Raw genomic sequence first — 21,622 nt, 5'->3', positions numbered from 1 at the left:
AAGCTATTGCAAGGCGTTCGCTCCGGCCACAATCTCTGTAATTTCTTGCGTAATCGCTGCTTGACGAGCGCGGTTGTAAGAAAGCGTAAGTGTCCGAATCAATTCTTTTGCGTTGTCTGTTGCGTTTTTCATCGCTGTCATCCGCGCAGCATGCTCGCTCGCTTTCGCATCGAGCAACGCGCCATAAATTAAGCTTTCAGCGTATTGCGGCAACAACACTTCTAAAATTTCTTCTTGTGACGGTTCAAATTCGTAAGTGGTCAACTTTTTCTCCGATGCTAAATCGGTTAATGGTAATAACTTTTTCTCCGTCACATCTTGTTGGATGGCGCTTACGAAATGATTGTAAAACATATACAATTCATCAAACGTACCATCTGCAAACATGTTCACCGTTTTGTTCGCAATTTCTTTAATGTCCGCAAACGTTGGTTGATCTGGCAAACCGGTAATATGTAAAGCTACCGGAATATTGCGGCGTTTAAAGAAGTTTAAGCCGACGCGACCAATCGCAATAATCGCATATTCTTCTGTCGAACGGTGACGCTCTTGAATCGTTTGAAAAACGGTACGAAGCACGTTGCTGTTGTAGGCGCCAGCTAAGCCACGGTCAGATGTAATGACTAAATATCCCGTCTTTTTTACCGGGCGCTTCACAAGCATCGGATGAGAAGCGTCGTTGCTTCCGAGCGCGACGCTCGCGACGACCTCTTGAATTTTTTCCATATACGGCGTAAACGATCTTGCATTATGTTCCGCACGATTTAATTTTGATGCCGAGACCATTTCCATCGCTTTTGTAATTTGGCTCGTCTTTTTTGTCGTGTTAATGCGCGCTTTTATATCGCGTAACGATGCTCCCAAAGGTTTCACCACCTTTTTCGCTCAATTGTTGAAAGGGACGGAACAGCTAAGCTGTTCCGCTCACTTTTCTTACTCCGATACAACAAACGTCTTTTTGAACGCTTCAATCGCTTTGTTGAAGTCTTCTTCGTTTGGAAGATCGCCTGTTGTGCGAATATGTTCCATCAGTTTTTGACCGTTTTCGTCTTTGTCTAACCATGCATGGAACTCTTTTTCAAAGCGGCGAATGTCTTCTACTGGAATGTCATCTAAAAAGCCGCGTGTTAATGCGTAAATAATCGCTACTTGTTTTTCAACTGGTAGCGGCTCATGTAAACCTTGTTTTAACACTTCAACTGTGCGCGCACCGCGAGCAAGTTTCGCTTGTGTTGCTTTATCAAGGTCAGAACCGAACTGCGCAAACGCCTCTAACTCGCGATATGCCGCTAAGTCAAGACGCAACGTACCAGATACTTTTTTCATCGCTTTAATTTGTGCTGCCCCACCGACGCGCGATACAGAAAGACCGGCGTTAATCGCTGGACGCACGCCTGAGAAGAACAAGTCAGACTGCAAGAAAATTTGCCCGTCTGTGATGGAAATGACGTTCGTTGGAATGTATGCTGAAATGTCGCCCGCTTGTGTTTCAACGAACGGCAACGCTGTTAATGAACCTGCACCTTTCGCATCGCTTAATTTTGCTGCCCGCTCAAGCAAGCGAGAATGCAAGTAGAATACGTCACCTGGATACGCTTCACGACCTGGCGGACGGCGTAATAATAACGAAAGCTCACGATAAGCTGCCGCTTGTTTTGATAAGTCATCGTATACAACAAGAACGTGTTGTCCTTTGTACATGAAGTATTCGCCCATCGTTACGCCCGCATATGGTGCTAAGAATAAAAGCGGAGCTGGCTGTGACGCAGACGCTGTAACGACGATTGTGTAATCTAATGCACCGTATTTACGCAACGTTTCAACGACGTTACGAACTGTTGATTCTTTTTGTCCGATCGCCACATAAATACAAATCATGTTTTTCCCTTTTTGGTTAATGATTGTATCTACTGCAACGGACGTTTTTCCTGTTTGACGGTCTCCGATAATTAACTCACGTTGACCGCGACCGATTGGCACAAGCGCGTCAATCGCCTTAATTCCCGTTTGAAGTGGCTCATGGACAGATTTACGATCCATAACGCCAGGCGCTGGGCTTTCAATCGGGCGAGTTTCTGTCGTTTCGATTGGACCAAGTCCGTCAACTGGTTGACCTAATGGATTGACGACACGACCGATTAACGCTTCACCTACTGGCACTTCCATAATGCGACCTGTACGACGTACTTCATCGCCTTCTTTAATGCCTGTGTACGGTCCTAAAATAACGATACCGACGTTGTTTTCTTCTAAGTTTAGCGCCAATCCCATGACGCCGTTGGCAAACTCAACAAGCTCTCCTGACATAACGTTGTCGAGGCCATGAGCACGAGCGATTCCGTCACCAACTTGAATGACTGTACCGACATCGCTCACTTCGATTTCAGACTGATAGTTTTCAATTTGCTTTTTTATCAGCGCGCTAATTTCTTCCGCTTTGATGCTCATGCATTTCACCCCTATCTATAAATGTTAGCGAGTTAACTGTCGCTGTAATCTTGCTAATTTTCCGCTGACGCTTCCGTCGAAAATGCGGTTTCCGATGCGCACTTTGACGCCGCCGATCACATCTTTATCAATGACGTTTGTAATGCGAAGCGCGTCGACGCCAACTTTTTTCGCAAACACGTCTGCAAGCGCATTCGTTTCGTCTTCCGTTAACGGACGAGCCGAATAAACGATCGCCTCAGCTACACCGCGTGCTTCATTTGCTAGCGCAATAAACGCATCTGCTAAATCGTTCACGATGTCGATGCGATGGCGATCTAAAAGCAACATGAGCGTATGTTGCAATACCGTCGAAATGTTCGCAAACGCTTCTTGGACGAGCGCTTTCTTTTTCGTTAGCGCAATTTTTGGATGGTTTAGCACAGAAAGAAGCGCTTCATTTTGTGCAAACACTTGTTTGACGACGCGAAGTTCTTGTTCGAGCTGATCAAGAAGCTGCTGTTCTTTCGCAATTTCAAAAAGTGCCGACGCATATCGTTTCGCTACGACTTGTTTGTTCATCGGCTTTCTCCTACCTCTTGAATGTACTCACTAATCAGCTTCGCTTGATCTTGTTCGCTCAACTCTTTTTCAATGACTTTTGATGCAATAAGTACAGATAAAGAAGCGACTTGTTGACGCAACGCTGCCATCGCCTGTTCTTTTTCTTGTGCGATTTCTTTTTTCGCTGCCTCTTTTAAGCGCTCTGCTTCTTGACGAGCGGCTTGAATGATTTGCTCTTTTTGCTCTTCGCCAAGCTTGCGAGCTTCTTCGATCAGCGCTTGCGCTTCTTGGCGTGACTTTTTCATTAATTCACGTTGCTCTTCTGCAAGCTTTTTCGCTTCTTGATGATGCTTTTCTGCTTGCTCAATTTCGTTCGCAATATGCTCTTCGCGCTGTTTCATGACGCCCATTAATGGACCGAACGCATATTTGCGAAGCAAAAACATGAGCAATAAGAACATGACTAATTGGAATGCGATATCGCCGCCGTTGAACCCATGTCCACCAGCGCCTAATACAAACATGTTTACCACCGCGCGTTTCACTCCCTTCAAAAATCGCCCGAATACTAGTCGGAACGTGTGCGTACGAACATAAAGGAATGGCGAAGGTTCTCATGGAATGATCTTCGCCATTGTTGAACGAGTTTCGTTTCCGTATGCAGTTACCGCTCGTTTCGAACGAGCGCTCAGTTTTAACGACCTTGAACCATGAACGCGATAACGACCGCGATGATCGGAATCGCTTCGACTAACGCTACCCCGATAAACATTGTTGTTTGTAACATACCGCGCGCCTCTGGTTGACGTGCAATTCCCTCTACTGTACGAGATACGATTAAACCGTTACCAATACCAGCACCAAGTGCCGCTAAACCAATTGCAATTGCAGCTGCTAATACACCCATTTGAAAAGTCCTCCTTCAATTTTTTATGTTGAAATGAATGTGTATTGAAAATTAATGGTCATGACTCACTTTGTGCGCCATATAAACCATTGTTAACATCGTGAAAATAAACGCTTGGATCGCGCCGACGAAAATACTAAATCCTTGCCATGCGATCGTTGGAATGATCGCCGCAATTGTTCCGCCGACTCCTGTCGCTAAACTTCCCGCTAAGAGCGCTAACAAAATTTCACCCGCAAAAATGTTCCCGTATAGACGGAGACCGAGCGTTAATGTATTCGCAAATTCTTCAATAATTTTTAATGGGAACAAAATTGGCATTGGGCTAACGAATCCTTTTGCATATTCTTTAAACCCGTTAAGCTTAATGCCATAGTAATGCGATAACGCGACAACCATCGTCGCCAACGTCAACGTCACGACTGGATCAGCTGTCGGTGATTTCCACCATAGCTTATTGTCGATGACGACTGAAAACGGCAGACCGAGCATGTTCGCTACAAAAATGTACATGATGAGCGTCATGCCGAGCATATGAAAGCGTCCACCTGTTTTCCAATCCATGTTGCTTTTAATAATTCCTTTGACAAAATCCATAACCCATTCAAGAAAATTTTGCATTCCCGTTGGCTTCATCGCTAAGTTGCGCGTGGCTAATACGGCAATGACAAAGACGATGACGGATGTAACCGTAATCATTAATACGTTGGCTAAGTTAAATGTTAAGCCAAACAGCGTGTATAAAGGAGCTTCGTGATGCATCTGTACTCACCTCTCTTCCCCTTTTGTTTTTTGGAAAAAGAAATCTATTATAATGACAATATAAGATGTCATTAATCCCAATACGATCCAGCCGACAGAAAACTGTTCAGGCCAACGAAAAGCAATAAATACAGCGAACGCAGCAGCAGCCATGCGCGACATCATGCCAAGCGAGCGCGCTTTTTGTCCAGACGCAACCGCTTGTCCAAACCGCTCCACTTTCCGCACCATCGTCCAACCGTTATATAGGCTGATAACCGTCCCGAGAAGCAAACTTGAAAACGCTTGCTGATAAGGCGTAAATGCCCAACCTAACACGTAAATCGACAGCAAGTATAGTATGTATGATTTGTGACGGCGCCAATGTTGCTGTAACTCGTTCATTTTTCCTCTCCTGAAAAAAATGAGCGAATGAGGCGAATCATCGCATAAACACCAGCCGCTAATCCGAGAAGCAAACCGACAATTAAAAAAAGCGGTTCGGTACCAAAACGCTCGTCGACAAAACGCCCTCCAAAAACCCCAACTAAAACGGAACCGACAAGTTGAGAGGAGATGGCCGTCATCAAACCGATCGCTCGAAACGGATGGCGCTCATGTTGTCGCATACGGAAGCCTCACTTTTCATTTTCAGAATTTACTGTATTTTTAAAAAGGTTATCCTTATCCCTTTGTAAGCATACAATAGTGAAAACACGATGTCAATGTGTTCGGTCACAAAAATAGGGAAAATTTTTGGTAAGAAAAAGGGATGCGTCGTCACATCCCTTTTTCTTATTGAAATGGCGTTGGCGGAACATCGCTTTGTTTAAAATAGTAACGAATCGCTTCGACAATCCGCTTCGATGCCCAACCGTCACCGTACGGATTGGACGCTTTCGCCATTTGCTCGTACGCTTTTTCATCTGTTAATAGCTCGCTTGCTAGCGCGTAAATCGTTTGTTCATCTGTTCCCGCAAGCTTGAGCGTTCCGGCTTCGATGCCCTCCGGTCGTTCAGTTGTGTCGCGCAAGACGAGTACAGGCACGCCAAGTGAAGGGGCTTCTTCTTGAACACCGCCTGAATCTGTTAAAATGATGTGCGCTCTCGCCGCAAAGTTATGAAAGTCGATGACGTCTAACGGGTCAATTAAATGAATGCGTTCATCGTTTCCTAACATGTCGTTCGCTAACTCGCGCACGACCGGATTTAAATGAACAGGATAAACGACTTGCACGTCATTGTAATTTTCAACGAGCCTTTTCACCGCTCGGAACATGTTTCGCATCGGCTCGCCAAGGTTTTCACGACGATGCGCTGTCAATAAAATCATGCGGCTTCCCGCTACCTTTTCTAAAATCGGATGCGTATAAGTCTCGCGCACCGTTGTTTTTAACGCATCGATCGCTGTGTTGCCTGTAATGAAAATGGCGTGCTCTGGCTTGTTTTCTGCACGTAAATTTTCGGCTGCTTTTGGGGTCGGGGCAAAATGCAAGTCAGCTAATACCCCCGTCAATTGTCGATTCATTTCTTCCGGAAATGGCGAGTACTTATTCCACGTTCTAAGTCCTGCTTCTACATGTCCGACTGCAATTTGGTTGTAAAACGCCGCCAGACTAGCGACAAATGTCGTTGTCGTGTCGCCATGAACGAGCACGATGTCAGGCTGTACTTTTTTCATAACATCGTCCAAGCCGGCAAGCGCCCTTGTCGTAATATCGACAAGCGTTTGGCGCTCTTTCATAATGTTTAAATCATAATCTGGTTGAATGCCAAAAATATCGAGCACTTGATCAAGCATTTGGCGATGTTGTGCTGTCACAGTCACAATCGATTCAATGTCTTCGTACTTTTGCAACTCTAAAACGAGCGGAGCCATTTTGATCGCTTCCGGTCTCGTCCCGAAAATGGTCATCACTTTTCGTTTATTCATTATACCCACCTTACTTCGTTCCGAATAGACGGTCTCCAGCATCGCCAAGACCTGGCACAATATAGCCGTGATCGTTTAACTTTTCATCTAACGCAGCGATATAAATATCGACGTCCGGATGCGCTTGTTGCACCGCTTCGACTCCTTCTGGCGCAGCAATTAAACACATAAATTTAATGTTTTTTGCGCCACGTTTTTTCAACGCATGAATGGCTTCCACAGCGGATCCACCTGTCGCAAGCATCGGATCGACGACAATGAAGTCGCGTTCTTCAACATCCGTTGGAAGTTTCACGTAATATTCGACCGGTTTTAACGTTTCCGGATCGCGATATAGACCGATATGTCCAACTTTTGCGGCTGGAATAAGCTTTAAAATCCCGTCAACCATTCCGATTCCTGCACGTAAAATCGGGATGATGCCTAATTTTTTTCCTGCGATCACTTTCGCTTTTGCTTTGCTGACAGGCGTTTCGATTTCAACTTCTTGAAGCGGCAAATCGCGTGTAATTTCAAATGCCATGAGCGTCGCTACTTCTTCGACAAGCTCACGGAACTCTTTTGTTCCTGTATGTTTGTCGCGAATGTATGTAAGCTTATGTTGAATTAACGGATGATCAAATACGTACACTTTACTCATGTCAATCGCTCCTTTTTCATATGCATTCTTGTAAATTTTACATAAAAACAGACGATGATTCAACCGAAGAAAAGGTGCCCCATTCGGGACACCTGTCGTTATACGTACAATGGGAATTTTTCTGTTAATGCTGCAACGCGGCGGCGCGCTTCGTCTAATTTTTGTTCATCGTCTTTATGTTTGAGCGCAATGGAAATGATGCGCGCAATTTCATCCATTTCCTCAAGACCAAAGCCGCGGCTTGTTACGGCCGCTGTACCGATGCGAATACCGCTTGTGACAAACGGGCTTTCTGGATCGTATGGAATCGTATTTTTATTCACGGTGATGCCGATTTCATCGAGCACTTTCTCAGCAACTTTTCCTGTTAATCCGATCGAACGCAAGTCAATTAACAATAGATGGTTGTCCGTTCCGCCAGAAACGAGTGTAAACCCTTCTGCCGTTAACGCTTCTGCTAACCGTTTGGCGTTGTTCACGATGTTTTGCGCATATGTTTTGAAATCATCTTGCAACGCCTCTCCGAGCGCAACAGCTTTGGCAGCGATGACATGCATGAGCGGACCGCCTTGAATGCCTGGGAAAATCGCTTTATCAATTTGTTTTGCAAATTGCTCTTGGCATAAAATCATTCCCCCGCGTGGACCGCGCAACGTTTTATGCGTTGTTGTCGTCACAAAATGAGCATAAGGAACAGGATTTGGATGCAACCCTGCCGCAACAAGCCCAGCGATATGTGCCATATCGACCATGAAATAAGCGCCTACTTCATCGGCAATTTCACGAAACTTCGCAAAGTCAATCGTGCGAGGATATGCGCTTGCCCCAGCAACGATTAATTTCGGTTTATGTTTTAATGCTTTTTCACGAACGTCATCGTAGTTAATACGGTGCGTTTCTGGATCGACGCCATACTCAATAAAATTGTATTGTATGCCGCTAAAGTTAACCGGGCTACCGTGCGTCAAATGCCCTCCGTGTGATAAGTTCATGCCAAGTACAGTATCACCGTGCTCTAAAATGGTAAAATATACAGCCATGTTCGCTTGCGCTCCTGAGTGCGGCTGAACATTTGCATGCTCGGCTCCGAACAATTGTTTTGCACGCTCACGCGCAAGCTCTTCAACGACGTCAACATGTTCACAACCGCCGTAATAGCGACGTCCCGGATATCCTTCTGCATACTTGTTCGTTAATACCGACCCTTGCGCTTCCATGACCGCTTCGCTAACGAAGTTTTCTGATGCAATTAATTCAATTTTCGTTTGTTGTCGTTTTAATTCATCTTGAATAGCTTGAAATACTTGCGGATCTTGCTGTGACAAGCGACTCATTGACAATCCTCCCCTAAAGTGTGAATATTCTTTTTTATCTTAACACATTTTCAAATGAAAAAGTGAACAAATTTAACCGATTCAACATGATTTGTTCGCCTTTTCTTGCGAATACACGGCGCGCTCGCCCCCGATCAGTTTCGGTCGTGTTTTCGCAAATGTGAGCACCGCATGTCCAATTTGTTTGATCGATGTTCGCACAGGAACAGTGACGTGCTTTAAATGCATGCCAATTAATGTAGCCCCGATGTCGATGCCTGCATCTGCCCGAATATGTTCAACAACGACAGGATCGCGAAATTGCGTATATGCATATGCCGCCATCGCTCCACCAGCGTGGCGAACCGGAATGACCGTCACGATTTCAAGCTGCTTTGTCACAGCTGTTTGTCGTTCCACAACTAATGCGCGGTTTAAATGTTCACAACATTGAAACGCAAGCTGTACCCCCGTTTCGTCGTGCCACCGTTTTAGTTCTTGAAATAACATGGCCGCCACGTCCATCGTTCCTGCCGTCCCAATTTTTTCCCCAATGACTTCACTTGTGCTACATCCAATGACGACAACATCTTTATCCGTTAGCGGCACTTGTGCACGAAACTCAGCTAGCGCCGTTTGCCATTCATTGCGCCATCGTTCCATGTCCGTCACGCTATTCCCACCTTTATTGCTCGTTTTCATAAGCAGAAATTTTTTGAATGCGTTTTTCGTGACGGCCTCCTTCAAACGGAGTCGTCAACCATACTTTCGCAATTTCTCGTGCCAATCCTGGTCCGATGACGCGCTCTCCCATCGCTAATATATTGCTGTCGTTATGTTCGCGCGTCGCTTTTGCACTAAATACGTCGTGAACGAGGGCGCAACGAATTCCTTTCACTTTGTTTGCTGCGATGCTCATGCCGATTCCTGTTCCGCAAATTAAAATCCCGCGGTCAAATTCGCCGCTCGCCACTTTTTGCGCAACTGGCAGGGCATAATCTGGATAATCGACCGATGTTTCACACTCACACCCAAAGTCTGTATATTCGATACCCATTTCATCCATTAGTTTTTTGATTTCCTCACGAATTCGAATGCCACCATGGTCTGATGCAATGGCTACTTTCACGTTTGAACCCCTCCTTATCGTTATAAAGAAAAAGCCGTCTCTTTTCATTTTAACGGGTCGAGACGGTCTTTTCATCATTTATTATGCTTACAAACGAAAACGGGCAATCGTTTGTTTTAATTTTTCTGCTTGTTCTCCTAGTTCTGTCGCTAGCTCGCGCATGCTTTCAATGACCGCTGTTTGTTCTTGTGTCGCTGCTGTCACTTCTTCAGCACCGGCCGACGTTTGTTCGGCAATCGCCGCAACTTCTTGTGATTGAACAGATGTTTGTTGAATGTATTTCATTTGTTCATCGACAAGTTGGGCAATTTGTTTCACCGCATCTGCCACTTCATGAATCGATGCGCTCATATGCGAAATTGCTTCGTTTGTTTCATTTCCTTTTTTCGCCTCATCATTTGCTTTTTTCACTTGCTCTGTAATTTGATTGACGACGTTTCCTACTTCATGTTGGATGTTTTGCACAAGCTCAGAAATACCTTGTACTGCTTTGGCGCTTTCATCTGCCAACTTTCTTACTTCTTCTGCAACGACAGCAAAACCTTTCCCGTGTTCACCAGCACGCGCCGCCTCAATCGAAGCATTGAGCGCGAGTAAATTCGTCTGTCCTGCAATATCTCCAACCAGCGAAATAATTTGCCCGACTTCTTTCGCATGATCTTCTAAACGCCGCACAACATGTAATGACGCTTCGTTGTTTTTCGCTAATTGTTGAATGCCTGCAATAAGTGAACCGATGACGCGACGGCTTTGTTCAAGCGTTTCGACCATATCGGTCGATAGCTTTTCAGACTGCATCGCTTTTTGTTGTACATTCCCTGCGATCACTAACACATCTTCCACCGCTTCTGCCGTCGTCTGCATCGCAACGGCTGAATTGTCCGCCCCTTTTGAAATTTCATCAATCGTGCGCGCAATGTTTTCCGCTTGTTCCGCAGCGATGCGAGACACGTTTGTCATCTCTACTACTTTTTCATTCGTATGCGCAAAATTTTGTTGAATGTTGCGCACCATGTCACGCAAGCTTCGCAACATATCGTTAAACGCGAGCGCAAGCGCACGAATTTCATCATCGGATTTTGGCACAGGCACATCTTGTCCGATTTCACCTTCCGCCGCTTTTAACGCTGCTTGCTCCAGTTGAGAAAGCGGTTTCGTAATGACACGCGCCGCAAAATATGCTAAGACACCAGACCAAAAAATACCGAGAAGCAACGTCAAAATTGTAAACGTATTTTTACTAAACGGAAGCCATTGTTTTACATAGTCGTAAAGCACATAAATGTAAAAAGCGCTCGTTGAATACGTAATGATTGCTAATACAGTTGTAAAAATGGCTAGCTTTTTTTGTAAGCTAAATGTGTATTTTCCCCCCATCATACATCCCCCTTGCTTTATAGCTTTTCATGTAGCTTTTCGATTGCTTGTTCGAGCTCATCGCGCGTTTGACGATACACGTCAATGGAGCCACCAAACGGATCGACGACATCTTTATCGCCCCCAAGAAATTCGTGTAACGTAAACGTTTTTCCTTCTGCCTCTGGGAAACGCGCTAACACATGTTGTTTATGACTTTCGGTCATCGTCAACACGTACGTCGCCCAATCAATATGTTCTTTCGATAATAACGTCGCACGATGGTCGATATGGATTCCTTTTTCAGCGAGCGCAGCTTTCGCATGTTGTGAAGCGTCACTTCCATCAAACGCAAATATGCCGGCTGATCTCACTTGCACATGCGGCAATTGTTTATGCTTTAGCAACGCTTCTGCCATCGGACTGCGGCACGTATTTCCTGTGCATACAAACAAAACGTTCGTTTGATTCACTTATTCACACCTCGCATCATTCCCACATGTTTACTATTATTATAAAGCAAACGGTTGGACAAAATATAGAGCGAAAAAAAGAAAAAAGAACTGGAAACGCTCCAGCTCATAGCGGAAATAAAAGTTTGCATGCAAACAAAAGCAAAATGGCGCCACCGAGCGCCTCGCTATATGTACCTAAACAACGTTGAAAACGCCGCCCAAGAAGCAGCCCAATCCATGTCAACACCATGCTCGTAACCCCAAACGCCATGACCGCTAATACGATCTCTACTCCGTAAATCCCTAAACTGAGTCCGACAGAAAAACTGTCGAGGCTGACGCTAAATGCAAATAAAAACAAACCGATGCCAACAGGCCTCAGCCAACGTTCTTGTTCATGACGAAACGAAGCGATGACCATTTGCACACCGAGAATAAACAACAATCCCCCACCGATATACGTCGCCATATGACCGAGCTGGACAGATAATAGCTGCCCAATCATCATGCCTGCTAAAGGCATGACGATATGAAAGAAACCGACCGTTAATCCAATATAGGCGATTTGTTTCAAACGAAGCCGAAGCAACCCCATGCCGAGGCTGACTGAAAATGCATCCATTCCTAACGCAAATGCCATCATCGCCAATGTGATCATTTCCCCAATCATACGAATGCCCCCTTAGGACGTGCCTTCACGTTAACATATGCACACCCTAAGGAGTTTAGACATCATTTTTCCATGATTTGTTCATGACCTGCTGCTTTTAATAAACGGTTCATAATGGCTACACCCATCCCCTCATTCGGGAAAGACTCGCTATAAATGATATCCACATTCGTTTCATCAAACGCTCGCAGTACATCATATAAATGTTGAGCAACCGTCCGTAAATCGCTCCGTCGTCCACAAGGAATGACAACGTCAGCTTCATATGTGTGACGACGTTCTTCTGTCGTCAACACTCCTACTCTTAAGCCGTTGGCGCGCTTTTCATTCACAAGTTGTTGCAAAAAGGTCGAAGAACCGTTGACGACAATTAACGGCGCTTTGGGAGCATAATGTGTATATTTCATTCCCGGAGATTTCGGCACCGCTCCTTTTTCCACAAGCGCACGATCGATATCCACAACACCGATCACTTGTTCAATGTCCTCTTTCGTTACGCCACCCGGTCGTAAAATCGTCGGAATTGCTGTCGTGCAGTCAATAACCGTCGATTCCACCCCGACGCCTGTTGCCCCTCCATCGACAATGGCCGCAATGCGTCCATCTAAATCATCTAGCACATGTTTAGCCGTCGTCGGACTTGGTCTTCCGGAACGATTCGCACTTGGCGCAGCAATAGGCAGACCGCTTGCCTGAATGAGCGCAAGGGCAATCGGATGATTCGGCATGCGAACGGCTACCGTGTTCAACCCTGCCGTCACACGTGGAGACACGGCTTCTTTTTTTGGAAGAATAAGCGTCAACGGTCCAGGCCAAAAATGGTCCATCAATGTGTGTGCGACAGGGGGAATGTCGCAGGCAATATCGTGCAATTGCTCCTTTGTCGCAATGTGGACAATCAGTGGATTATCGCTCGGTCTTCCTTTGGCGACAAAAATGTTTTCCACAGCAGCCGTGGACATCGCGTTCGCACCAAGACCATACACCGTTTCTGTCGGAAAAGCGACAAGCTCACCTCGCTGTAAATACGAAGCGGCTTGCAAAATGTGTGGATAAGTATTTAAATCATCCACATTTTTATCCACAAAAAACACCTGTGTCTTCAACGTTTTCACCTCATAAATATTCAAATCGCTTGCTTTTTTATCAACATTTCACACGCATTTTACAACTTTTTTCTTCCATGAGTATAAAAGATTCACACAAACCAAACAACAATTGTCCACAAATTGTGAATAAGTTCCTCATTTTTGTTGATAATTTTGTGGATATGTTATTGAATAAGCTTCTTCCATACTTCCGCCACGAAAAATTTCACTTCTACTTGCTGCTCGTCTTCCACAACAAGCGGTTGTTCATCCATTCGTTCTTGTTGCTCTATTTGCTTTTCCACAGGACGAACAGCTTCACCTGTGGAAAAGTCGAGGAAACAGAGCGGCGGAAACAAGACGCACCACCAGTTTGCTCCTTCCCCTTTACCGAGCGTAATTAATACAGCATCATACTCACCTGCTGGATATATATATGATCCGTATATTTTCGTCGGAAATGACACGCGTCCAAACGTCACGTTGTACGTCTGATCGCTCTTCTTCTCATGAAGAACACGAGCGACCGTTTGTTCAATGTCTGGCACATGTTGGGCAATGACTTGTTTCGCCTCTTCAAATGACGTTAAGTCGCTAACCCATGTTGTTATTTGTTCATTTACTGCGTCGCGAACCGCGCGTTTTAACGCTTGATCCTCTCGTGAGTCGCTATTTGCTAAAATGCGCAACCGTACCGCTTCGTTTGGAATGACAACATCGCTTTGTGCCTCTGTTTGTTGCCCATATATCGTGACAATGCCCCCAATCATCACGATTGTCATATATAAAATGATAACGTATTTGTTCATCGTTTACCTCCCCTTTCTTGTTATGCAGTGTAACCAGAAAGAGAAGTTGATAAACTATCAAAATGAAAAAATATAAAAAAGCTTCCGATGTTACTCGGAAGCGAGATCGGCGATGACGATGCGCTCTTTGCCGTTTATATCAAACAGAACGTCAATGCGCGCCGAAGGAAATGCTTGTTGCAACATCGTTTCCACCGCTTGCCCTTGTCCGTGACCGATTTCAAACGCAATAAGCGCCTGCGGGGTAACGACATGCGGCAGTTCGTTCGCTAAACGACGATAAAATAACAACCCATCTTCGCCACCGACGAGCGCTCGAAACGGCTCTTTTTGCACGATAGGCGATAACGTCGAAATGTCGTGTGCGGGGATGTATGGCGGATTAGAAACGACAACATCTACTTGTATGCCACGGTCGATGATCGGTTGCAGTAAATCCCCTTCTAACCAATGAACGCAAGCGCCAAGCTGATCGGCATTTCGCTTCGCCACTTCAAGCGATGAAGCCGCAATATCCACGCCGTACACATGCCACGTTGGTCGCTCTAACGACAACGTCACTGCAATCGCTCCGCTGCCTGTTCCGACATCAACAACGGAAAGCGGCTTTTCAGTTGTTCGGGCAAGCACATGAGAAACAAGCTCTTCTGTTTCTGGGCGCGGAATTAATACGTGTTCATTGACGATAAACGTCCGTCCGTAAAACTGTTCATATCCGATTAAATATTGAATTGGGATATGCTCTAGCGCATGTTTTTTTACATCCGCCATAAATGTTTGTTTGCATGTTTCATCGATCGGATCGCGCAAATTAGCGAATAGTTGCGCACGCGTCATTTGTAAATGATGACGCAATAACCATTCCGCAGCCGTTTCTTCCTTTCCATGCTCTCGGAAAAAAGAAGAAGCCCATTGGAGGACTTCATATATTTTACTGCTCATTGTTCGCTTGCTCCAATTTTTTCGATTGATCGTCTAAAATGAGCGCATCGATAATTTCATCCAATTTTCCTTCTAACACTTGATCAAGTTTTTGAATCGTCAATCCGATCCGATGATCGGTGACGCGATTTTGAGGAAAGTTGTACGTGCGAATCCGCTCGGAACGATCGCCTGTTCCGACCGCTTGTTTCCGCGTTTGATCGTATTCTGCACGCGCTTCTTGTTGATATTTATCGTAAATGCGCGCACGCAATACTTTCATCGCTTTTTCTTTATTTTTAATTTGCGATTTTTCATCTTGGCAAGACACGACAATGCCTGTTGGAATGTGGGTTAAACGAACAGCTGACATCGTCGTATTGACGCTTTGCCCGCCCGGACCGCTCGATGCAAACGTATCAACACGAATATCTTTTTCGTTAATTTCAATTTCGATTTCTTCCATCTCCGGCAAGCAAGCGACTGTCGCCGTTGACGTATGAATGCGTCCGCCTGATTCTGTCTCTGGTACACGCTGCACACGATGGGCACCGTTTTCAAATTTTAATTTCGAATATGCCCCTTTTCCTTGAATCATGAAAATAATTTCTTTATAGCCGCCAAGTCCTGTCGGGTGTGCTTCAATCACTTCTGTTTTCCATCCTTGCGACTCGGCATAGCGCGTATACATGCGATATAAATCGCCTGCAAAAAGCGCCGCTTCCTCTCCACCTGCCGCTCCGCGAATTTCCATAATGACGTTTTTATCGTCATTCGGATCTTTTGGAAGCAACAATACTTTTAACTTTTCAACAAGCTGTTCTTCGCGCTCTTCTAGTTCACTAATTTCTTCTTTCACCATGTCGCGCATATCCGGATCAAGCTTTTCTTCAAGCATCGCTTTCGCATCCGCCAACTGCTCGCGCACCGATTTATATTCGCGATACGTTTGTACCGTCTCCGCTAAATCGGACTGTTCTTTTGAATAATCACGCAATTTTTTCGGGTCATTTAATACTTCTGGATCCATTAATAGCTCATTTAATTTTTCATAACGGGCTTCTACCGCCTGTAAACGATCGAACATTTTTCTCACCTCGACTTTTCATTATATCATAAACAACCATATGAAAAAACTCGCCCTTATGGACGAGTGGCCGTTTCTTTACATGTTTTATTTTTCTTTGGATGATCAGGCACTTCATGATGATGGCGGCATCGTGGTTCGTACGATTCACTGGCTCCGATTAAAATGACGGGATCGTGGTAAGATGCTGGACGCCCATTAATGAGCCGCTGTGTGCGCGATGCAGGGGAACCGCAAACGGTACAAACAGCTTGTAGCTTTGTCACCGATTCAGCGATAGACATTAACGTCGGGACAGGGCCGAACGGTTCGCCGCGAAAATCTTGATCTAACCCAGCGACGATGACACGGTATCCTTCATCGGCGAGCTGTTGAACAACATCAACGACATGTTCGTCAAAAAATTGCACTTCATCGATTGCCACAACATCCGTATGTGTGGAGATGTGCTTTCGAATGTCTAGCGCACAAGAAACAGGGATGGCGATAACAGATGTTCCATTATGAGAAACGACTGCTTCTTCGCTATATCGATTATCGATCGCTGGCTTAAACACTTTCACTTCTTGTTTCGCAAACTGCGCGCGTCGTACGCGACGAATGAGCTCCTCCGATTTTCCGGAAAACATGCTCCCGCAAATGACTTCTAGCCAGCCGGATTGCTTCATGACATACATCAGGGCGACCCCTTTCTTTCAAACTTTCACGAAAAAAACAGGCAAGTGAAAAGAAGTTCGCTTGCCTGTTTTCATAACATACGGATTACTTAAGGCCGTATTTTTTGTTAAATTTATCAACACGTCCTGCAGCAGAAGCGAATTTTTGACGTCCTGTATAGAATGGGTGGCACGCTGAGCAAATTTCTACGCGCACTTCGTCTTTTACAGAACCGCTCTCAAACTCGTTTCCACACGCGCATTTAACCATCACTTTTTTATAGTTTGGATGGATTCCTGCTTTCATCTCATTTCATCTCCTTCCGCCCTGAATCTTTTCGAAACAGAGTTTATATGCAATGAAAAACACACATGATAAAATTATAACAACCGTATCGCTGTTTTGCAACTATCCATTTATAACCGTTTTAAATTTCCGGCTGCTTTCCACTCTTCATCTAACATCGCAAAAAACTCTTCGTTCGTTTTCGTTTGCTTTAATCGATGAATAAATCGCTCAATAAAGTCTGGCGTATCTGACATCGTTTTACGAATGGCCCACAATTTTTCTAAATGTTCTTTTGGAATTAATAATTCTTCTTTTCGCGTGCCCGAACGACGAATGTCGATGGCAGGGAAAATTCGTTTTTCCGCTAATGAGCGATCGAGATGAAGCTCCATATTTCCTGTTCCTTTAAATTCTTCGTAAATGACATCGTCCATGCGCGAACCTGTATCGACAAGAGCAGTCGCTAAAATCGTTAAGCTGCCCCCTTCTTCGATGTTTCGCGCCGCTCCAAAAAACCGTTTCGGACGGTGGAATGCGGCCGGGTCAATTCCTCCCGATAACGTGCGTCCGCTTGGAGGAATGACTAAGTTGTATGCGCGCGCTAAACGCGTAATACTATCCATTAAGATAACGACATCACGCTTATGTTCAACGAGGCGCATCGCACGTTCAAGCACAAGCTCCGCCACTTTAATATGGTTTTCTGGCACTTCATCAAACGTCGAGCTGACGACATCCGCCGATACAGAACGTTCAATATCCGTCACTTCTTCTGGACGCTCATCAATAAGCAAAACGATGAGTTCAACATCTGGGTGATTTGTTGTAATGCTGTTGGCAATTTCTTTTAACAACATCGTTTTTCCCGCTTTCGGAGGCGCGACAATTAAACCGCGCTGGCCAAATCCGATCGGAGCAATCAAATCAATGAGGCGAGTAGATAGCTTGTCTGGTGTCGTCTCTAGCTTCATTTGTCGGTTCGGATAAAGCGGTGTTAGCGCCGGGAAGTGAACGCGTTCTTTCGCAATTTCTGGGTCTTCACCGTTTACTGCCTCGACGTGCAGCAAGCCGAAATACCGTTCATTTTCTTTTGGCGGGCGCACTTTTCCTGATACTTTATCACCGTTGCGCAAATCAAAGCGACGAATTTGCGATGCGGAAATATAAATATCTTCCGAACTAGGGGAATAGTTAATTGGACGCAAAAAGCCAAATCCTTCTGATTGAATAATTTCAAGCACGCCTTCCATGAAAAAGAGGCCGTCTTGTTCAGCGCGCGCTTTTAAAATGGCAAAAATCAATTCTTTCTTTGTCAGTTTACTGTAATATGAAATTTTGTATTGACGAGCTAATTCATATAGCTCTTTAATGGTCATATTTTCTAGCGTTGCAATCGTTAAATCTCCTAACTCCATACTTACACCACTCTTTTATTTAATTTTCATGAATTGCTCTTTTGGATGGAAACAGCGAAGATGAAAAGATGATTACGAGAAGAAACGTAACATGACTATTTTACCCTTTTTTTATATTGTCAATCAATAGAAAAAGAGCGAGAGCGCGAAAAGTTCGCGCATCTCGCGATTATTTGATGACGAGGTTCGGCTTTTTCCTTAAGCTATGGCGCCCTTCAATGAAACGAACGGTGCCTGATTTCGCACGCATGACAACAGAGTGCGTCTCGCCGTATGTTCCTTTAAATTGCACACCGCGCAACAATTCTCCGTCCGTTACACCTGTTGCGGCAAAAATGGCATCGTCCCCTTTTACGAGATCTTCCATGCGCAATACACGGTTTACATCTAACCCCATTTTTTTGCATCGCTCTAGTTCGGCATCGTTTTGTGGCAATAGCTTCCCTTGTATTTCCCCGCCGAGACATTTGAGCGCCACAGCCGCTAACACCCCTTCTGGAGCGCCTCCTGACCCAAATAAAATGTCTACACCTGTATGATCAAATGCTGTATTAATTGCGGCAGCGACGTCACCGTCATTAATGAGCTTAATGCGCGCGCCTGCTTCACGCAACTCCGCAATGATGCGCTCGTGGCGCGGGCGATTTAAAATGATCGCCACAACGTCTTCAATATCTTTATTTTTCGCTTTGGCAACCGCTTTTAAATTATCGATAATTGGAGCGTTAATGTCGATCATGCCGACCGCTTCTGGCCCAACCGCAATTTTGTCCATGTACATATCTGGCGCATGAAGCAAATTGCCGTGATCCGCCACAGCGACGACCGCTAACGCGTTCCACCCGCCAGAAGCGACAATGTTCGTTCCTTCAAGCGGATCAACCGCCACATCAACGCGCGGACCGTACCCGTTGCCAAGCTTTTCCCCAATATATAGCATCGGTGCTTCGTCCATTTCCCCTTCACCGATGACGACCGTTCCTTTCATCGGAATCGTATCAAATACGTCGCGCATCGCAGACGTGGCAGCTTCATCTGCTTCGTCTTTTTTCCCACGCCCCATCCAGCGGGCTGCAGCTAATGCAGCAGCTTCTGTGACACGGACAAGCTCCATCGATAAACTTCTTTCCATCGTTTCTCCCTCTCCCCTTTGGTGCATTATGTGTTCTTCAGTTGCTCGATTTCTTGTTCTGTCATTTGTTCGCGCCAAACGGTAGCGCCAAGGTTGACAAGTTTGTCAACTAAGTTGCTGTAGCCGCGATCAATATGTTCTAATCCTGTAATTTCTGTAACCCCTTCGGCCATTAATCCGGCGACGACAAGCGCAGCACCCGCACGCAAATCGGTTGCGCGCACTTTTGCTCCTTGTAGTCGTGATGGACCTGTAATAATGGCTGACCGTCCTTCGACTTTCACATTGGCGTTCATGCGCCGCAATTCATCAATATGTTTAAATCGGGCACTATAAATCGTATCTGTCACAATGCTCGTCCCAGACGCTTTCGTTAATAGTGAAGTGAATGGCTGTTGTAAATCGGTCGGAAAGCCAGGGTAAACGAGCGTTTTAATATCGACGGCACGAAGATGATCTTTCGTCGCAATAAAAATTTGGTCATCGCTCGTTTCAACAACAACACCCATTTCTCGCATTTTTGCAATGACTGCTTCTAAATGTTGCGGAATGACGTTGTCAATAATCATTTCTTTCCCCATGGCCGCACCGATAATCATATACGTTCCTGCTTCAATGCGATCCGGAATAATGGAATGGCGGCAACCGTGCAACTGTTCTACACCGTCAATGCGAATGACGTCTGTTCCCGCTCCTTTAATGCGTGCCCCCATGTTCGTCAACAGCGTCGCAACGTCAATAATTTCCGGCTCTTTTGCCGCGTTTTCAATAATTGTTCTTCCTTTTGCTAAGACGGCGGCTAACATAATGTTAATCGTCGCTCCAACGCTGACAACGTCCAAATAAATGCGCGCTCCACGAAGCTCTTCCGCCCGTAAATAAATCGCTCCTTGCTCGTTAGTCACTTTCGCGCCAAGCGCCTCAAATCCTTTAATGTGCTGATCAATGGGGCGCGGTCCTAAATGGCAACCGCCCGGAAGTCCGATGACCGCTTTTTTAAAACGTCCAAGCATCGCGCCCATCAAGTAATATGAAGCGCGCAATTTTTTTACTTTTCCGTTCGGCAAAGGCATGGAAACGATATGCGACGGGTCAATGACGACTTCGTTTTCATCAAAATGAAATGTACCGCCAATTTCTTCAATTAATTGTCCTAACACATGAACGTCTGAAATGTTCGGCAACCCTTCAATGACTACAGGTGAGTTGGCTAAAATAGCGGCTGGAATGAGCGCGACGGCGCTATTTTTCGCTCCACTAATGCGCACGGAGCCTTGAAGGAGGTCACCGCCGACAATTTTTAACTTTTCCATATGTGTCTCCCTTCTCGCAAAGCAAGTCCTAGAACGCGACGGAAAACTGCTCAATCATTATTTTTGGTTTGCTTTATTCCAGTCTGCTAAAAACTTTTCGATGCCTTGATCTGTAAGCGGATGTTTAAATAGTTGCATAAGTACGTTGTAAGGTACTGTCGCAATATGTGCACCTTTTAATGCTGCCTCTGTCACATGTTGTGGATGACGGATCGATGCCGCGATAATTTCTGTATCAATGTCGTGAATGGCAAAAATGTTCGCAATCGTTTCAATTAACTCTAAGCCGTTATGACCGATATCATCTAAACGACCTAAAAACGGCGATACGTATGTCGCACCAGCACGCGCCGCTAGCAACGCTTGATTCGCACTAAAAATGAGCGTGACATTTGTTTTAATTCCTTTTTCGCTAAATACTTTTACCGCCTTTAACCCTTCTGGCGTCATCGGCACTTTAATCGTAATGTTCGGTGCGATTTTCGCTAATTCTTCCCCTTCTGCAATCATTCCTTCTGCATCCGTTGCGATCACTTCCGCACTAACGGAACCGGAAACGAGAGAAGTAATTTCACGAAGACGATCGTGGAACGACACGTTTTCTTTTGCGACGAGGCTTGGGTTTGTTGTTACTCCCGCTAAAATGCCTAGTTCATGAGCGTGGCGAATTTCATCAATATTTGCCGTGTCAATAAAAAATTTCATAATTTTCAACCTCCTAAACGCTTTCAAAAATGGAATGAAACAAAACCGCCCGCTTCAGCAAGGCTGAAACGGT

At 45.3% G+C, this 21,622-nt stretch carries 26 protein-coding genes; all 26 read right to left on the bottom strand.

Annotation, left to right across the window (positions count from 1 at the left end; translation table 11 throughout):
- Positions 1 to 3 precede the first annotated feature (3 nt).
- The gene (locus tag K1I43_RS10865) at positions 4 to 864 is read right to left on the bottom strand and encodes a F0F1 ATP synthase subunit gamma (protein WP_009360960.1); all 861 of its coding nucleotides are present in this window, start codon (positions 862 to 864) and stop codon (positions 4 to 6) included.
- 69 nt (positions 865 to 933) lie between these two features.
- Positions 934 to 2,448 (bottom strand): F0F1 ATP synthase subunit alpha, encoded by a 1,515-nt coding sequence (gene atpA / locus K1I43_RS10860; RefSeq protein ID WP_009360961.1) that lies wholly within the window; start codon positions 2,446 to 2,448, stop codon positions 934 to 936.
- A 24-nt stretch (positions 2,449 to 2,472) separates the two neighbouring features.
- Positions 2,473 to 3,009: a F0F1 ATP synthase subunit delta gene (locus tag K1I43_RS10855; protein ID WP_019418630.1), complete on the bottom strand. Its 537-nt coding sequence runs from the start codon at positions 3,007 to 3,009 to the stop codon at positions 2,473 to 2,475.
- Positions 3,006 to 3,515: a F0F1 ATP synthase subunit B gene (atpF, locus tag K1I43_RS10850; RefSeq protein WP_009360963.1), complete on the bottom strand. Its 510-nt coding sequence runs from the start codon at positions 3,513 to 3,515 to the stop codon at positions 3,006 to 3,008. The genes K1I43_RS10855 and atpF overlap by 4 nt, the downstream gene beginning before the upstream one ends.
- Positions 3,516 to 3,685: 170 nt before the next feature.
- The gene (atpE, locus tag K1I43_RS10845; protein WP_003253662.1) at positions 3,686 to 3,898 is read right to left on the bottom strand and encodes a F0F1 ATP synthase subunit C; all 213 of its coding nucleotides are present in this window, start codon (positions 3,896 to 3,898) and stop codon (positions 3,686 to 3,688) included.
- A 51-nt stretch (positions 3,899 to 3,949) separates the two neighbouring features.
- Positions 3,950 to 4,660: a F0F1 ATP synthase subunit A gene (gene atpB / locus K1I43_RS10840; RefSeq protein WP_006319877.1), complete on the bottom strand. Its 711-nt coding sequence runs from the start codon at positions 4,658 to 4,660 to the stop codon at positions 3,950 to 3,952.
- 6 nt (positions 4,661 to 4,666) lie between these two features.
- Positions 4,667 to 5,044 (bottom strand): ATP synthase subunit I, encoded by a 378-nt coding sequence (locus tag K1I43_RS10835; protein WP_009360964.1) that lies wholly within the window; start codon positions 5,042 to 5,044, stop codon positions 4,667 to 4,669.
- Positions 5,041 to 5,268 carry an AtpZ/AtpI family protein gene (locus tag K1I43_RS10830; RefSeq protein ID WP_009360965.1) on the bottom strand — a complete coding sequence of 76 codons (228 nt, stop codon included), beginning with the start codon at positions 5,266 to 5,268 and terminating at the stop codon, positions 5,041 to 5,043. Before K1I43_RS10830 ends, K1I43_RS10835 begins: the two co-directional genes overlap by 4 nt.
- 166 nt (positions 5,269 to 5,434) lie before the next feature.
- On the bottom strand, positions 5,435 to 6,571 hold the full coding sequence (gene wecB / locus K1I43_RS10825) for a non-hydrolyzing UDP-N-acetylglucosamine 2-epimerase (RefSeq protein ID WP_026011869.1): 1,137 nt from the start codon (positions 6,569 to 6,571) through the stop codon (positions 5,435 to 5,437).
- Positions 6,572 to 6,581: 10 nt separating this feature from the next.
- Positions 6,582 to 7,211 (bottom strand): uracil phosphoribosyltransferase, encoded by a 630-nt coding sequence (upp, locus tag K1I43_RS10820; RefSeq protein ID WP_009360966.1) that lies wholly within the window; start codon positions 7,209 to 7,211, stop codon positions 6,582 to 6,584.
- Positions 7,212 to 7,309: 98 nt separating this feature from the next.
- The gene (gene glyA / locus K1I43_RS10815) at positions 7,310 to 8,545 is read right to left on the bottom strand and encodes a serine hydroxymethyltransferase (protein WP_009360967.1); all 1,236 of its coding nucleotides are present in this window, start codon (positions 8,543 to 8,545) and stop codon (positions 7,310 to 7,312) included.
- 81 nt (positions 8,546 to 8,626) lie between these two features.
- Complete coding sequence (locus K1I43_RS10810) at positions 8,627 to 9,187, bottom strand: TIGR01440 family protein (protein ID WP_238148444.1); 561 nt, start codon at positions 9,185 to 9,187, stop codon at positions 8,627 to 8,629.
- A 22-nt stretch (positions 9,188 to 9,209) separates the two neighbouring features.
- On the bottom strand, positions 9,210 to 9,653 hold the full coding sequence (rpiB, locus tag K1I43_RS10805) for a ribose 5-phosphate isomerase B (RefSeq protein WP_006320966.1): 444 nt from the start codon (positions 9,651 to 9,653) through the stop codon (positions 9,210 to 9,212).
- 87 nt (positions 9,654 to 9,740) lie between these two features.
- Complete coding sequence (locus K1I43_RS10800) at positions 9,741 to 11,033, bottom strand: methyl-accepting chemotaxis protein (protein WP_019418634.1); 1,293 nt, start codon at positions 11,031 to 11,033, stop codon at positions 9,741 to 9,743.
- Positions 11,034 to 11,047: 14 nt separating this feature from the next.
- Positions 11,048 to 11,482: a low molecular weight protein arginine phosphatase gene (locus K1I43_RS10795; RefSeq protein ID WP_019418635.1), complete on the bottom strand. Its 435-nt coding sequence runs from the start codon at positions 11,480 to 11,482 to the stop codon at positions 11,048 to 11,050.
- A gap of 106 nt (positions 11,483 to 11,588) precedes the next feature.
- Entirely contained in the window at positions 11,589 to 12,134 is a 546-nt protein-coding gene (locus K1I43_RS10790; protein ID WP_009360972.1) for a manganese efflux pump MntP, read from the bottom strand.
- A 62-nt stretch (positions 12,135 to 12,196) separates the two neighbouring features.
- Positions 12,197 to 13,240: an L-threonylcarbamoyladenylate synthase gene (locus K1I43_RS10785; protein WP_026011871.1), complete on the bottom strand. Its 1,044-nt coding sequence runs from the start codon at positions 13,238 to 13,240 to the stop codon at positions 12,197 to 12,199.
- A 167-nt stretch (positions 13,241 to 13,407) separates the two neighbouring features.
- Positions 13,408 to 14,031 carry a stage II sporulation protein R gene (gene spoIIR, locus K1I43_RS10780; protein WP_019418637.1) on the bottom strand — a complete coding sequence of 208 codons (624 nt, stop codon included), beginning with the start codon at positions 14,029 to 14,031 and terminating at the stop codon, positions 13,408 to 13,410.
- Positions 14,032 to 14,121: 90 nt separating this feature from the next.
- Complete coding sequence (gene prmC / locus K1I43_RS10775; RefSeq protein WP_019418638.1) at positions 14,122 to 14,973, bottom strand: peptide chain release factor N(5)-glutamine methyltransferase; 852 nt, start codon at positions 14,971 to 14,973, stop codon at positions 14,122 to 14,124.
- Positions 14,963 to 16,039, bottom strand: coding sequence for a peptide chain release factor 1 (gene prfA / locus K1I43_RS10770; protein WP_006320978.1), 1,077 nt, complete (start codon positions 16,037 to 16,039; stop codon positions 14,963 to 14,965). The genes prmC and prfA overlap by 11 nt, the downstream gene beginning before the upstream one ends.
- A 56-nt stretch (positions 16,040 to 16,095) precedes the next feature.
- A complete protein-coding gene (locus K1I43_RS10765; protein ID WP_019418640.1) occupies positions 16,096 to 16,716 on the bottom strand; it encodes a thymidine kinase in 621 nt (206 codons plus the stop codon).
- Between the two features lie 85 nt (positions 16,717 to 16,801).
- Positions 16,802 to 17,002: a 50S ribosomal protein L31 gene (gene rpmE / locus K1I43_RS10760; RefSeq protein ID WP_003397039.1), complete on the bottom strand. Its 201-nt coding sequence runs from the start codon at positions 17,000 to 17,002 to the stop codon at positions 16,802 to 16,804.
- Between the two features lie 110 nt (positions 17,003 to 17,112).
- A complete protein-coding gene (gene rho, locus K1I43_RS10755) occupies positions 17,113 to 18,399 on the bottom strand; it encodes a transcription termination factor Rho (RefSeq protein ID WP_019418641.1) in 1,287 nt (428 codons plus the stop codon).
- Between the two features lie 169 nt (positions 18,400 to 18,568).
- Entirely contained in the window at positions 18,569 to 19,531 is a 963-nt protein-coding gene (glpX, locus tag K1I43_RS10750) for a class II fructose-bisphosphatase (protein WP_009360978.1), read from the bottom strand.
- A gap of 26 nt (positions 19,532 to 19,557) precedes the next feature.
- Positions 19,558 to 20,844: a UDP-N-acetylglucosamine 1-carboxyvinyltransferase gene (locus K1I43_RS10745; protein ID WP_009360979.1), complete on the bottom strand. Its 1,287-nt coding sequence runs from the start codon at positions 20,842 to 20,844 to the stop codon at positions 19,558 to 19,560.
- 57 nt (positions 20,845 to 20,901) lie between these two features.
- Positions 20,902 to 21,549: a fructose-6-phosphate aldolase gene (fsa, locus tag K1I43_RS10740; RefSeq protein ID WP_009360980.1), complete on the bottom strand. Its 648-nt coding sequence runs from the start codon at positions 21,547 to 21,549 to the stop codon at positions 20,902 to 20,904.
- Between the last annotated feature and the right edge of the window lie 73 nt (positions 21,550 to 21,622).

The organism is Anoxybacillus sp. ST70 (assembly GCF_019553625.1).
In the GTDB taxonomy this organism is placed as follows: Bacteria; Bacillota; Bacilli; order Bacillales; family Anoxybacillaceae; genus Anoxybacillus; species Anoxybacillus gonensis.
The sequence above is the reverse complement of the archived record's forward strand: the minus strand, read 5'-3'. Positions and strand labels throughout refer to the sequence as shown.

What these genes read in the sequence shown, in the direction of transcription:
- K1I43_RS10855 (WP_019418630.1), bottom strand. Translation starts at nt 3,009, where the DNA reads ATGAACAAACAAGTCGTAGCGAAACGATATGCGTCGGCACTTTTTGAA.
- spoIIR (WP_019418637.1), bottom strand. Translation starts at nt 14,031, where the DNA reads ATGAACAAATACGTTATCATTTTATATATGACAATCGTGATGATTGGG.
- rpmE (WP_003397039.1), bottom strand. Translation starts at nt 17,002, where the DNA reads ATGAAAGCAGGAATCCATCCAAACTATAAAAAAGTGATGGTTAAATGC.
- K1I43_RS10830 (WP_009360965.1), bottom strand. Translation starts at nt 5,268, where the DNA reads ATGCGACAACATGAGCGCCATCCGTTTCGAGCGATCGGTTTGATGACG.
- rho (WP_019418641.1), bottom strand. Translation starts at nt 18,399, where the DNA reads ATGGAGTTAGGAGATTTAACGATTGCAACGCTAGAAAATATGACCATT.
- K1I43_RS10835 (WP_009360964.1), bottom strand. Translation starts at nt 5,044, where the DNA reads ATGAACGAGTTACAGCAACATTGGCGCCGTCACAAATCATACATACTA.
- K1I43_RS10765 (WP_019418640.1), bottom strand. Translation starts at nt 16,716, where the DNA reads ATGTATGTCATGAAGCAATCCGGCTGGCTAGAAGTCATTTGCGGGAGC.
- prmC (WP_019418638.1), bottom strand. Translation starts at nt 14,973, where the DNA reads ATGAGCAGTAAAATATATGAAGTCCTCCAATGGGCTTCTTCTTTTTTC.
- K1I43_RS10800 (WP_019418634.1), bottom strand. Translation starts at nt 11,033, where the DNA reads ATGATGGGGGGAAAATACACATTTAGCTTACAAAAAAAGCTAGCCATT.
- atpF (WP_009360963.1), bottom strand. Translation starts at nt 3,515, where the DNA reads ATGTTTGTATTAGGCGCTGGTGGACATGGGTTCAACGGCGGCGATATC.
- glyA (WP_009360967.1), bottom strand. Translation starts at nt 8,545, where the DNA reads ATGAGTCGCTTGTCACAGCAAGATCCGCAAGTATTTCAAGCTATTCAA.
- glpX (WP_009360978.1), bottom strand. Translation starts at nt 19,531, where the DNA reads ATGGAAAGAAGTTTATCGATGGAGCTTGTCCGTGTCACAGAAGCTGCT.
- K1I43_RS10745 (WP_009360979.1), bottom strand. Translation starts at nt 20,844, where the DNA reads ATGGAAAAGTTAAAAATTGTCGGCGGTGACCTCCTTCAAGGCTCCGTG.
- fsa (WP_009360980.1), bottom strand. Translation starts at nt 21,549, where the DNA reads ATGAAATTTTTTATTGACACGGCAAATATTGATGAAATTCGCCACGCT.
- K1I43_RS10810 (WP_238148444.1), bottom strand. Translation starts at nt 9,187, where the DNA reads ATGGAACGATGGCGCAATGAATGGCAAACGGCGCTAGCTGAGTTTCGT.
- wecB (WP_026011869.1), bottom strand. Translation starts at nt 6,571, where the DNA reads ATGAATAAACGAAAAGTGATGACCATTTTCGGGACGAGACCGGAAGCG.
- K1I43_RS10790 (WP_009360972.1), bottom strand. Translation starts at nt 12,134, where the DNA reads ATGATTGGGGAAATGATCACATTGGCGATGATGGCATTTGCGTTAGGA.
- prfA (WP_006320978.1), bottom strand. Translation starts at nt 16,039, where the DNA reads ATGTTCGATCGTTTACAGGCGGTAGAAGCCCGTTATGAAAAATTAAAT.
- atpA (WP_009360961.1), bottom strand. Translation starts at nt 2,448, where the DNA reads ATGAGCATCAAAGCGGAAGAAATTAGCGCGCTGATAAAAAAGCAAATT.
- upp (WP_009360966.1), bottom strand. Translation starts at nt 7,211, where the DNA reads ATGAGTAAAGTGTACGTATTTGATCATCCGTTAATTCAACATAAGCTT.
- atpB (WP_006319877.1), bottom strand. Translation starts at nt 4,660, where the DNA reads ATGCATCACGAAGCTCCTTTATACACGCTGTTTGGCTTAACATTTAAC.
- atpE (WP_003253662.1), bottom strand. Translation starts at nt 3,898, where the DNA reads ATGGGTGTATTAGCAGCTGCAATTGCAATTGGTTTAGCGGCACTTGGT.